Origin of the sequence: Mycobacterium parmense (assembly GCF_010730575.1) — a bacterium.
Classification (GTDB): Bacteria; Actinomycetota; Actinomycetes; order Mycobacteriales; family Mycobacteriaceae; genus Mycobacterium; species Mycobacterium parmense.
In genome coordinates this window covers 1195465-1208736 of sequence record NZ_AP022614.1, presented here as the reverse complement: position 1 = coordinate 1208736, position 13272 = coordinate 1195465, and the positions used below count along the sequence as shown (strand labels likewise).

Here is a 13272-nt window from a genome sequence, read left to right as displayed (position 1 = left end):
CCGACTAAAGTCGGCAGGCGTGACCCGCCGCGCCCACCCGCAACCGTGTCGTTGGTGTGGTCGAGACGTCGCGGACGCAGGAATGGGCCGCCGTCGCCAGTACTGCCGCCAGTCCTGCCGGCAGCGCGCCTACGAGCAACGCGCTTTGCTCAACCGCGGCGGTTCGGCCGCGTTGCCCGACGACGCGGTGGTGCTGTCGGCCGACGACGCGGCCGACCTCTCCGATCGCGTCTACCAAGTGCGTTGCGCGGCCGAAGATGTGGTCACGGCGCTCGAGGAGGGCGCGGGGGCGATCGAACTGCGCGCGTTGTGTGACGTTTTGATCCAGGCCGCCCAGGCCGCCGACGGCTGGCGCCGCGCCGTTGTCTGACGACACCCCGCGCCCGCCAACCGTGCGCTCCTGATCACCGATGATGGCTGGCCGGGTACAGTCGCGCCATGGACGGTGTGCCGCTTCACCGGGGATTCCCGGTGAACCGATGCCCGTCGGGCGCGTCGGGCGTGTCGGGCGCGTCGGGCCGATGCGCGGCCCGGCGCCCCGCCTGGCGCAGCGGTTCGTCCTGCTAACAGACGGGAGCGTCCGACGTTTTGAAATCCTGCCGGAGTTAGACATACTCACCAGCGACATTCTTGGGTCGGAGAGCAGCACGGCGCTGACCGAAAGCGCAACGCCGTCGCGTCGTGCAGCAAATTCCGCCACCCGGCGACGGCCGCGACCGGCGGTTAACGACGGCCAATCCTTGGCGAGGGGTACTGATGGTTGATCAACTCCAGCATGCGACCGAGGCGCTGCGCAAAGCGCTGGTCCAGGTTGAGCGCCTGAAGCGCACCAACCGCGCATTGCTGGAGCGGTCGAGCGAGCCGATCGCGATCGTCGGCATGTCCTGCCGCTTCCCGGGCGGGGTCGACACCCCGGAGGGCCTGTGGCAAATGGTGGCCGACGGCCGCGACGTGATATCGGACTTCCCGACCGACCGCGGTTGGGACCTGGCGGGACTTTTCGATCCCGATCCCGATGCGCGCCACAAGTGCTACGTGCAATCCGGCGGATTCGTCGACGGCGTCGCGGACTTCGATCCGGCCTTCTTCGGCATCGCGCCGAGCGAGGCCCTGGCCATGGACCCGCAACACCGCATGTTGCTGGAGCTGTCCTGGGAGGCGTTGGAGCGCGCCGGAATTGACCCGAGCGGGCTGCGCGGCAGCGCCACCGGCGTCTTCGCCGGGCTCATCGTCCAGGGCTACGGGATGCTGGCCGAGGAGATCGAGGGCTACCGGCTTACCGGCATGACCTCCAGCGTCGCCTCGGGGCGGGTGTCCTACGTGCTGGGCTTGGAGGGCCCGGCGGTGTCAGTGGACACGGCGTGTTCGTCGTCGCTGGTGGCGCTGCACATGGCGGTGCAGTCGCTGCGTTCGGGGGAGTGCGACCTGGCCCTGGCCGGGGGCGCCACCGTCAACGCCACGCCGACGGTCTTCGTGGAGTTCAGCCGGCACCGGGGCCTCGCGCCGGACGGCCGCTGCAAGGCCTACGCCGGAGCGGCCGACGGGGTCGGGTGGTCCGAGGGCGGCGGCATGTTGGTGGTGGAGCGGCTCTCCGACGCGCGGCGGCTCGGCCACCAGGTGCTGGCGGTGGTCCGGGGCACCGCGGTCAACCAGGACGGCGCCTCCAACGGGCTGACCGCGCCGAACGGCCCCTCGCAGCAGCGGGTGGTGCGCGCCGCGCTGGCCAACGCGGGGCTGACCACCGCCGACGTGGACGTCGTCGAGGGCCACGGCACCGGGACGACGTTGGGCGATCCGATCGAGGCCCAGGCGTTGCTGGCGACCTACGGGCAGAACCGTACAGAGCCGGCCGAACCGCTGTGGTTGGGGTCGGTCAAGTCGAACATGGGCCACACGCAGGCCGCGGCCGGCGTCGCGGGCGTGATCAAGATGGTCCAGGCCATGCGTCACGAGGTGTTGCCGGCGACGCTGAACGTCGACGAGCCCAGCCCGCACGTGGATTGGTCGGCGGGATCGGTGGCCCTGCTGACCGAACCCCGGCCCTGGCGGGCTGATGATCGCGCGCCGGGTCGACTTCGAAGGGCCGGTGTCTCGTCGTTCGGGATCAGCGGCACCAACGCGCATGTGATTGTGGAGGCCGCCCCGGTCGAACACCGTGAGCCCGCCCCGGCGCGGCCGGTGGTGCCGTGGGTGGTTTCGGCGAAGTCGGCCTCGGCGTTGGGATCCCAGGCCGCGCGGCTGGCCGCGCACCTGCGCGCGCACCCCGGCCTCGACGTCGCCGATGTGGCGTGGTCGCTGGCGGGCCGGTCGGCCTTCGAGCACCGGGCCGTCGTGGTCGGGGGCGACCGGGAGCGGCTGCTGGCCGGGCTCGACGAGCTGGCCGGTGACGCCCTGGACGGATCGGTTATCCGCGGCGCCGCCGGCCCCGCGGGCAAGACGGTCTTCGTCTTCCCCGGCCAGGGTTCGCAATGGCTGGGCATGGGCATCGAATTGCTCGACACGGCACCGTTGTTCGCAGAGCAGATGCGGGCGTGCGGCGAGGCTCTCTCCGAGTTCGTCGACTGGTCGTTGACCGACGTGCTCCGTGGCGCGCCGGGCGCGCCGGGCCTGGACCGCGTCGACGTGGTGCAGCCGGCGCTGTTCGCGGTGATGGTCTCGCTGGCCGAACTGTGGAAGTCGGTCGGGGTCAGTCCCGACGCCGTGATCGGACATTCCCAGGGTGAGATCGCCGCCGCCTACGTCGCCGGGGCGCTGTCGTTGCGCGACGCCGCCAAGGTGGTCGCGCTGCGCAGTAAACTGCTGACCGCGCTGGCCGGTCCGGGCGGCATGGTGTCGATCGCCTGCGGCGAAGAAACGGCCCGGGAACTGTTGGCGCCCTTTGGAGATCGCGTCGGTATCGCCGCCGTCAACGGACGGTCGGCGGTCGTCGTCTCGGGCGAGGTCGCCGCGCTCGAGCGGCTGATCGAGGCCTGTGCCGCGCGCGACCTGCGGACCCGCCGGATCGACGTGGACTACGCGTCCCACTCGCCGCAGGTCGAGGCGATCCGCGATCAGCTCGCCGAGGCCCTGTCGGGTATCGAGCCGCGCTCCACGCGCACCGTGTTCTTCTCCACGGTGACCGGAAGCCGTTTGGATACGGCCGAACTGGATGCGGACTACTGGTACCGCAACATCCGGCAGACGGTCCGGCTGGATGAGGCCGTGCGCAGCGCATGCGAAAACGGGTACCGCACCTTCGTCGAGTCGAGTCCGCACCCGGCGCTGATCGCCGGCATCGAGGACACGTTCAACGACTGCGCCGGGGGCGACGCGGAGGCGGTCGTCGTTCCCACGCTGGGTCGCGACGACGGCGGCCTCGACCGGTTCGTCGCTTCGGCGGCCACCGCGTTCGTATCGGGCGCGGCCGTCCGATGGCGCGGCCTGCTGGAGGGCGCGCACTTCGTCGAGCTGCCGACGTATGCCTTTGAGCGGCGGCGGTTCTGGCTCTCGGGCGATGGGGTGGGCGCCGACGCGACCGGTCTGGGGCTGGGCGCCGGCGAGCACGCATTGCTGGGCGCGGTGGTGGACCTGCCGGCCTCGGGCGGGGTGGCGCTGACCGGACGGCTGGCGCTCAGCGCGCAGGGCTGGCTGGCCGATCACGCCGTGTCGGAGATGGCGGTCTTCCCCGGAACGGGATTCGTGGAGCTGGCGATCCGCGCCGGCGACCAGGTCGGCTGCCCGGTGATCGACGAGCTGACGCTGCAGGCGCCCCTTGTGCTGCCGGCCGCCAGTTCGGTTGCGGTGCAGGCGGTCGTGGGCGCCGCGGCGGAATCCGGTGAGCGCAGCGTGTCGATCTTCTCGCGGGCCGACACCTCGTCGGAGTGGGTGTGCCACGCCGAAGGCGTGCTGCGCCCGGGATCGGTCGAGCCGGCCTCGGACCTCTCGGTGTGGCCGCCCGCCGGCGCGGTCGCACTCGACACCGCCGACGGATATCAGCGGCTGGCCGCCCAAGGCTACGGCTACGGCCCGGCGTTCCAGGGCCTGACCGCGGCGTGGGTGCGCGGCGACGAGGTGTTCGCGGAAGTGAAGCTGCCCGACGCGGCCGGGGGCGTCACCGGGTTCGGCGTGCACCCGGCGCTGCTCGACGCGGCGCTGCACGCGGTGGCGATGGCCGGCGCCCACGCCGGCGACACGGCCGAAGAGATTGTGCTGCCGTTCTCCTGGCAGGGCGTGTCGTTGCACGCAGCGGGCGCCTCGGCGGTTCGTGCCCGCATCGCGCCCACCGGGCCCGGCGGCGGTTCGGCGGTGTCGATCGAACTCGCCGATGGGCTGGGCCTGCCGGTGTTGTCGGTGACCGCGATGGCGGCGCGGCCGGTGAGCGGGCAACAGCTGCGAGCGGTGGTCTCGTCCGCGGGCCCGGACCGGCTCTTCGAGGTGGCGTGGACCCCGACGCCGGCTACGGCGGGCGCCGACGGCGACGTGCCGCCACATCAGATATTTGAATCCATTGTCGGCCATGGTGATTCGCTCGCAGCCCCCCGTGAGCGCACGCATCAGGCGCTCGGCGCCGTGCAGTCGTGGCTGAGCGAACGCGATTCCGGTGTGCTCGTGGTGGCGACGCGTGGCGCGGTGGCGCTGCCGGGCGAGGATGTCACGGATCTGGCGGGGGCGGCGGTGTGGGGATTGGTGCGGTCTGCGCAGACCGAGCATCCCGGCCGGTTCGTTCTCGTCGATTCCGACGTGCCGCTCGATGCTTCCGCCGTCGGCGCGGCGCTGGCGTCGGGGGAGCCGCAGGTGGTGCTGCGCGACGGAGCGGCCTACGCGCCGCGGGTGCGTGGCAGCCGCGCGGTCAGCGGCATCTTGACGCCGCCGGGTGAGGGCCCGTGGCGGCTCGGTATCAGCAGCGCCGGCACCTTCGAGAACCTGCGGCTCGAACCGGTGCCGAACGCCGGGGCGCCGTTGCAGCCGGGTCAGGTGCTGGTCGAGATGCGCGCGATCGCCGCGAACTTCCGCGACGTCATGATCACCCTGGGCATGTTCACCCACGACGCGCTGATCGGCGGCGAGGGTGCGGGCGTGGTGGTCGAGGTTGGTCCCGGGGTCACCGAATTCGCGGTCGGAGATTCGGTTTTCGGGTTCTTCCCCGACGGCAGCGGCACGCTGGTCGCCGGCGATGTCCGGTTGCTGCTGCCCATGCCCGCCGACTGGTCCTACCCGGAGGCCGCCGCCATATCGGCGGTGTTCATGACCGCGTACTACGCATTCGTGCACCTCGCCGACGTGCAGCCCGGCCAGCGCGTCTTGATCCACGCGGCCACCGGTGGGGTGGGTATGGCCGCGGTGCAGTTGGCGCGGCATTTGGGGCTGGAGGTGTTTGCGACCGCTAGTCGGGGCAAGTGGGACACGTTGCGGGCGATGGGGTTTGACGAGGACCATATTTCGGATTCGCGCAGTTTGGAGTTCGAGAGGAAGTTCCGGGCGGTCACCGGTGGGCGCGGGTTCGATGTGGTGCTGGATTCGCTGGCCGGTGAGTTCGTGGATGCCTCGTTGCGGCTGGTGGCCCCCGGTGGGGTGTTCCTGGAGATGGGCAAGACCGACATCCGCGACCCCGGCGTCGTCGCCCAGGACTACCCCGGCGTCCGCTACCGTGCGTTCGACCTCTTCGAGCCGGGCCGCCCGCGCATGCACCAATACCTGCTCGAGCTCGCCGCGCTCTTCGACGCCGGGCCGCTGAAACCGTTGCCGGTGACCACGTTCGACGTGCGGCGCGCGCCGGCGGCGTTGCGTTATCTGAGCCAGGCCCGCCACGTCGGCAAGGTCGTGATGACCATGCCCGACGCCTGGGCGGACGGCACTGTGCTGATCACCGGCGGCACCGGCATGGCGGGTTCCGCTCTGGCCCGCCACCTGGTGGCTCGCCGCGGCGTGCGTAACCTGTTGCTGCTCAGCAGGACCGGGCCCGACGCCCCCGGGGCGATGGACCTGATGGCCGAGCTCGGCGCGGCGGGCGCCCAGGTGCGGGTGGTGGCCTGTGACGCCGCCGACCGCGACGCGCTGGCCAAGGTGATCGCCGACATCCCGGCGCAGCACCCGCTGACGGCGGTGGTCCATGCCGCCGGTGTTCTCGACGACGCGGTGGTGACGTCGCTGACGCCCGAGCGCATCGATGCGGTGCTGCGGGCCAAGGTCGATGCGGCCTGGAACCTGCACGAGTTGACCCGCGATCTGGATGTGTCTGCGTTCGTGATGTTCTCGTCGATGGCCGGGCTGGTGGGCTCGTCGGGTCAGGGCAACTACGCGGCGGCCAACTCGTTCCTCGATGCGCTGGCCGTGCACCGGCGTGCCCAAGGCCTGCCCGCGATCTCGCTGGGATGGGGACTGTGGGATCAGGCCAGCGCCATGACCGGCGGGCTCGGCGACGCGGGGCTGGCCCGCCTGAGTCGCGACGGCATCCTGGCGCTGTCCGCGGATGAGGCGCTGGAATTGTTCGACACCGCCCTCATCGTCGACGAACCGTTCCTCGCGCCCGCCCGCATCGACCTGGCCGCGCTGCGCGCCCACGCCGTCGCGGTGCCCCCGATGTTCGCCGAACTGCTCAACGCCCCGTCGCGGCGCCGGGTCGACGACTCGCTGGCCGCGGCGAAATCCAAATCGGCTCTCGCGCAACGCCTGCACGGTCTGCCCGAGCCCGAGCAACACGCGGTGCTGCTGGAGCTTGTTTGCTCCCACATCGCCACGGTGCTGGGAACCGTCAGCCCCGAGGCGATCGACCCGGATAAGGCGTTCCAGGAGTTGGGCTTCGACTCGCTTACTGCGGTCGAGATGCGCAACCGGCTGAAAGCCGCTACGGGCCTTGCGCTTTCACCCACGCTGATCTTCGACTACCCCACACCCAACGCACTGGCCGGCTACATGCGCGCCGAACTGGCCGGAGTGCCACAGGAGATCGGGCAGGTCTCGGCGGTTCGCGTCTCGGGCGACGACCCGATCGCGATCGTGGGCATGTCATGCCGCTACCCGGGTGGGGTCGCCTCCCCGGACGACCTGTGGGACATGCTGGTCCAGGGCCGCGATGTCATCTCGGAGTTCCCGAACGACCGCGGATGGGATCTGGCGGGTCTCTTCAACCCCGACCCCGACGTACCGGGCGCCTGCTACACCCGCAACGGCGGATTTGTCGACGGTGTCGCGGACTTCGACCCCGCATTCTTCGGCGTGGGGCCCAGCGAGGCGTTGGCGATGGACCCCCAGCAGCGCATGTTCCTCGAACTCTCCTGGGAGGCGCTGGAGCGCGCCGGGATCGACCCGACCGCGCTGCGCGGCAGCGCCACCGGCGTCTTCGCCGGGGTGATGACCCAGGGCTACGGCATGTTCGCCGCCGAACCGGTGGAGGGATTCCGGCTCACCGGCCAGCTGTCGAGCGTCGCCTCGGGGAGGGTGTCCTACGTGCTGGGGCTGGAGGGCCCGGCGGTGTCGGTGGACACGGCGTGTTCGTCGTCGTTGGTGGCGCTGCACATGGCGGTGCAGTCGCTGCGTTCGGGGGAGTGCGACCTGGCGCTGGCCGGCGGTGTGACCGTCAACGCCACACCCGACATCTTCGTCGAATTCAGCCGCTGGCGCGGATTGTCGACCGACGGGCGGTGCAAGGCCTTCGCCGGGGCGGCCGACGGCACCGGCTTCTCCGAGGGCGGCGGCATGCTCGTGGTCGAGCGGCTCTCCGACGCGGAGCGGCTGGGTCATCCGGTGCTGGCGGTGGTGCGCGGCTCTGCGGTCAACCAGGACGGCGCCTCCAACGGGCTGACCGCGCCGAACGGTCCGTCCCAGCAGCGGGTGGTGCGCGCGGCGCTGGCCAATGCCGGTCTGCGCGCGGCCGACGTCGACGTGGTCGAAGGCCATGGCACCGGGACGACGTTGGGTGATCCCATCGAGGCGCAGGCGTTGCTGGCCACCTACGGGCAGGGCCGTAGCGAACCCCTTTGGCTGGGGTCCATCAAGTCGAACATGGGCCACACCCAGGCCGCGGCCGGCGTCGCGGGCGTGATCAAGATGGTGTTGGCAATGCGCCATGAATTGTTGCCGGCGACACTGCATGTCGACGAGCCCAGCCCGCACGTGGACTGGGCCGCGGGATCGGTGTCGCTGCTCACCGACCAGCGCCCCTGGCCGGCCGACGGCCGGGTGAGGCGGGCCGGTGTGTCGTCGTTCGGAATCAGCGGCACGAACGCCCACGTGATCGTGGAGGCCGCCCCGGCCGGCGCCGAACGGGTGGATACCCCCAAGCTGCCGGTGGTGCCGTGGGTGGTGTCGGCGAAATCGGCAAACGCGCTGGGTTCTCAGGCCGCGCGCCTGGCCGGGCATCTGCGCGCTCACCCCACACTGGAGGCGACCGACGTGGCGTGGTCGCTGGCGGGCCGCGCGGCCTTCGAGCATCGCGCCGTCGTGGTCGGGGGCGACCGGGAACGCCTGCTGGCCGGGCTGGACGAGCTGGCCACCGAGGAGTTCGGGTCGGTGATCCGGGGCACCGCGACGCCGGGCGCGAAGACGGCCTTCGTCTTCCCCGGCCAGGGCTCCCAGTTCCTGGGCATGGGGATGGGATTGCACGCCGGCTATCCCGTGTTCGCCGAGGCGTTCGACACTGTCGTCGCGGAACTGGACCGCCACCTGCTGCGCCCGCTGCGCGAGGTGATGTGGGGTCACGACGAAAACCTGCTCAACAGCACCGAATTCGCGCAGCCCGCCCTGTTCGCGGTGGAGGTCGCGCTGTTCCGGCTACTCGAGTCGTGGGGCGTGACGCCCGATCTGGTGATGGGCCACTCGGTGGGTGAGCTGTCCGCTGCGCACGTCAGCGGCGTCCTGTCGCTGGAGAACGCCGCGGTGCTGGTGGTCGCCCGGGGCCGGTTCATGCAGGCGCTGCCGGCGGGCGGGACGATGGTCGCGGTGCAGGCCCCCGAGGACCGGGTGCGGCCGCTGCTGACCGCCGAGGTGGGCATCGCCGCGGTCAACGGGCCGGCTTCCGTGGTGATCTCCGGCGCCGGGGACGCGGTGGCCGCGGTCGCCGACCGGCTGCGCGCCGACGGCGCCAGGACCCACCGGCTGGCCGTCTCGCACGCCTTCCATTCCCCGCTGATGGATCCTATGATCGACGAATTCGGCTCGGTCGCAGCCGGTCTCGCAGTCGACCGGCCTCGCATCCCGATCCTGTCCAACGTGACCGGACAGCTGGCGGGGGAGGACTTCGCCTCGGTGGCGTACTGGAAGCGGCATATCCGCGAAGCGGTGCGGTTCGCCGACAGCATCCGCTTCGCCCACGCCGCGGGCGTGAACCGGTTCCTCGAAGTCGGTCCCAGCAGCGGCCTGACGGCCTCGATCGAAGAGTCCCTGCCGGACGCGCCAGTCATGACGACGTCGGCGCTGCGCATGGACCGTCCCGAGCCGGCGACGCTCATCGCGGCCGTCGCGCACGGGTTCGTGACCGGCATGGACGTGGACTGGGGGGCCGCCATCGGCGCGGCCAACTTCGTGGAACTGCCCACCTACGCCTTCGAGCGCCGCCGGTTCTGGTTGTCCGGTGACGGCGCCACGGCCGACGCCGCCGGGCTGGGGCTGGTGGCCGGCGAGCATGCGCTGCTCGGCGCGGTCGTCGAGTTACCGGCCTCGGGCGGCGTGGTGCTGACGGGGCGCCTGTCGCCGAGCCTGCAGGGCTGGCTGGCCGATCACGCCGTGGGTGGTGTCGTGCTGTTCCCCGGCGCCGGCTTCGTCGAATTGGCGATCCGCGCCGGGGACGAGGTGGGCTGCGGTGTAGTCGACGAGTTGAACCTCGCGGCCCCGCTGGTCTTGCCGGCCTCGGGTTCGGTCGCGGTGCAGGTGGTCGTGGGCGGCCCCGACGAAACGGGTTCGCGTGCCGTGTCGGTGTTTTCGCGCGCCGACACGGGTTCGGCCTGGCTCTTGCACGCCGAGGGCGCGCTGGGCTCCGGCGCCGTGCAGCCCGGCGCCGACCTGTCGGCCTGGCCGCCGGTGGGTGCGGTAGCCGTGGACGTCGGCGACGGCTACCAGCGGCTCGCCGAGCGCGGATACCGCTACGGCCCGGCGTTCCGGGGCCTGACCTCGATGTGGCGCCGCGGCGACGAGGTGTTCGCGGAGGTGAACCTGCCCGCTGACGCCGGGGTGTCCGCGGCGGGGTTCGGCGTGCATCCCGCGGTGCTCGACGCGGCCCTGCACGCGGTCATCCTGACCTCCGACGGTGACGAACTGCCGCAGGGTTCGGTGCTGGTGCCGTTCTCGTGGCAGCGGGTCTCGCTGCATGCGGCGGGTGCCTCGGCGGTGCGCGCCCGCATCGCGCCGACGGGGCCCACGTCGGTGTCGATCGAACTGGCCGACGGGCTGGGCCTGCCGGTGCTGTCGGTGTCGTCGATGGTGGCCCGCCCGGTCAGCGATCGGCAGTTGCTCGCCGCCGTGTCGAGCTCGGGCCCCGACCGGCTGTTCGAGGTGGTTTGGTCGGCGCAGCCGTCGTCCGACGTTCAGCCGCTGCCGGTCCGCGCCTGGGCGGAAGCCGAATCGGGTTCCGCCGCAACCGAAACCGATCCCGGGCCGGCCGCGTATGTGTTCGCCTCACCGCCGGCGGTCGCCGACGTGGTCACCGACGTCTACGCCGCCACGCGCTCGGTGCTGGCCGTGCTGCAATCGTGGCTGGCCCGGGACCGGGCCGACACGCTGGTGGTGGTGACCCGGGGCGCGGTGGCGCTGCCGGGCGAGGACGTCACGGATCTGGCGGGCGCGGCGGTGTGGGGGCTGGTGCGCTCGGCGCAGACCGAGCATCCCGGCAGGGTTGTCCTCGTCGACTCCGACGCGCCGCTCGAGGATTCGGCGGTGGCGTCGGCGCTGGCGGTGGGCGAACCGCAGGTGGTGGTGCGCGGCGGCACGGTGTACACCGGGCGCGTGCACGGCAGCCGCGCGGTGAGCGGCCTGCTGGTGCCGCCCGGCGAGGGCCCGTGGCGGCTGGGCATGAGCAGCCAGGGCACCTTCGAGAACCTGCGCCTGGAACGCATTCCCGACGCCGACGCGCCGTTGGGACACCGCCAGGTCCGGGTTGCGCTTTCAGCCATTGCCGCCAACTTCCGCGACGTCATGATCGCCCTCGGTCTCTACCCTGACCCCGAGGCCGTGATGGGCGTCGAGGCCTCCGGTGTCGTCGTCGAGAGTGCGGGCCGTTTCGCGGTGGGCGACCGCGTCATGGGCCTGTTCCCCGAGGGCACCGGGACGGTCGCGGTCACCGACGAACGCCTTCTGGTCGGCGTCCCGACGGGGTGGTCGCACACCGCGGCGGCCACCACCTCGGTGGTCTTCGCCACCGCCTTCTATGCGCTGGTGGACTTGGCCCGTGCCGAGTCGGGCCGTCGTGTGCTGGTGCACGCGGCCACCGGTGGGGTGGGTATGGCCGCGGTGCAGTTGGCGCGGCATTTGGGGCTGGAGGTGTTTGCGACCGCTAGTCGGGGCAAGTGGGACACGTTGCGGGCGATGGGGTTTGACGAGGACCATATTTCGGATTCGCGCAGTTTGGAGTTCGAGGAGAAGTTCCGGGCGGTCACCGGCGGGCGCGGGTTCGATGTGGTGCTGGATTCGCTGGCCGGTGAGTTCGTGGATGCCTCGTTGCGGCTGGTGGCGCCCGGTGGGGTGTTCCTGGAGATGGGCAAGACCGACATCCGCGACGCGGACGTGGTGGCCAGCGACCACGCCGGGGTGCGCTACCAGGCTTTCGACCTCTTCGAGGCTGGGCCGGAGCGCATCGCGCAAATACTCGCCGAGCTGGCGGCGCTGTTCGCCGACGAGGTGCTGCGGCCGTTGCCGGTGACCACGTTCGACGTGCGGCGCGCGCCGGCGGCGTTGCGTTATCTGAGCCAGGCCCGCCACGTCGGCAAGGTCGTGATGACCATGCCCGACGCCTGGGCGGACGGTACTGTGCTGATCACCGGCGGCACCGGCATGGCGGGTTCGGCGCTGGCGCGCCACGTGGTGGCGCGCCATGGTGTGCGAAACCTGTTGCTGCTCAGCCGCCGCGGCCCGGATGCGCCCGGCGCGGCGGAGCTGGCCGCCGAACTCGGCGAGACGGGCGCCCAGGTGCAGGTGGTGGCCTGTGACGCCGCCGACCGGGCCGCCCTGGCCAAGGTGATCGCCGACATCCCGGCGCAGCACCGGCTGTCGGCGGTGCTGCACACGGCCGGGGCGCTGGACGACGCGGTGGTGACGTCGCTGACGCCCGAGCGGTTGGACGCGGCGTTGCGCGCCAAGGTCGATGCGGCCTGGAACCTGCACGAGTTGACCCGCGATCTGGATGTGTCTGCGTTCGTGATGTTCTCGTCGATGGCCGGGCTGGTGGGCTCGTCGGGGCAGGGCAACTACGCGGCGGCCAACTCGTTCCTCGATGCGCTGGCCGTGCACCGGCGTGCCCAAGGCCTGCCCGCGATCTCGCTGGGATGGGGACTGTGGAACCAGGCCAGCACCATGACCGGCGCGTTGGCCAGCGTCGACTTCGCCCGCTTCGCCCGCGACGGCATCGTGGCGATGTCCTCCGAGGAGGCCCTGCAGCTGCTCGACACCGCGATGGTGGTCGACGAGCCGTTCCTGTTGCCCGCCCACATCGACCTCAAAGCTCTGCGGGTCAAGTTCGACGGTGGCACATTGCCGCCGATGTTCGTCGACCTGATCAACGCGCCGGCGCGGCGCCAGGTCGACGACTCGCTGGCCGCCGCGAAGTCGAAATCGGCTCTGCTGCAACGCATTGAGGGGCTGCCGGAGGACGAGCAGCAGGCGGTCATGCTGGATCTCGTGCGCTCCCACATCGCCACGGTGCTGGGCAGCGCCAACCCGGAGTCCATCGACCCCGACAGGGCTTTCCAGGAGTTGGGTTTCGACTCGCTCACCGCGGTCGAGATGCGCAACCGGCTCAAATCCGCGACGGGTCTGCCGCTTTCCCCGACGCTGATCTTCGACTACCCGAACTCCGCCGCCCTCGCCGGATACATGCGCCGCGAGCTGATCGGTTCGTCGGAGCAGCAGGCCCCGGTCGCCGCGCCCGGGGAGGCCGAGATCCAGCGCGTCGTCGGGTCCATCCCCGTCAAGCGACTCCGGCAGGCCGGCGTCCTCGAGTTGTTGCTGGCGCTGGCCAACGAGGTCGAGGGCAACGGCGCCGGGACGCAGGCGATTCCCGCCGGGACGACGAAGAAGGACATCGCCGACATGGACCTCGACGACCTGGTCAACGCGGCCTTGCTCGACGACGACGAGTGAGTATGAGCG

2 protein-coding genes are annotated in these 13272 nt (G+C 71.4%); both read left to right on the top strand.

The genetic code is table 11. The features are described from left to right. The first annotated feature begins 19 nt into the window (after nucleotides 1-19). Nucleotides 20-370 carry a hypothetical protein gene (locus tag G6N48_RS27805; RefSeq protein ID WP_085268727.1) on the top strand — a complete coding sequence of 117 codons (351 nt, stop codon included), beginning with the start codon at nucleotides 20-22 and terminating at the stop codon, nucleotides 368-370. A gap of 386 nt (nucleotides 371-756) precedes the next feature. Further along, complete coding sequence (locus tag G6N48_RS05500; protein WP_085268728.1) at nucleotides 757-13263, top strand: type I polyketide synthase; 12507 nt, start codon at nucleotides 757-759, stop codon at nucleotides 13261-13263. Nucleotides 13264-13272: the final 9 nt, after the last annotated feature.

Coding starts and splice junctions, on each gene's coding strand:
- G6N48_RS05500 (WP_085268728.1), top strand. CDS start 757: ATGGTTGATCAACTCCAGCATGCGACCGAGGCGCTGCGCAAAGCGCTG.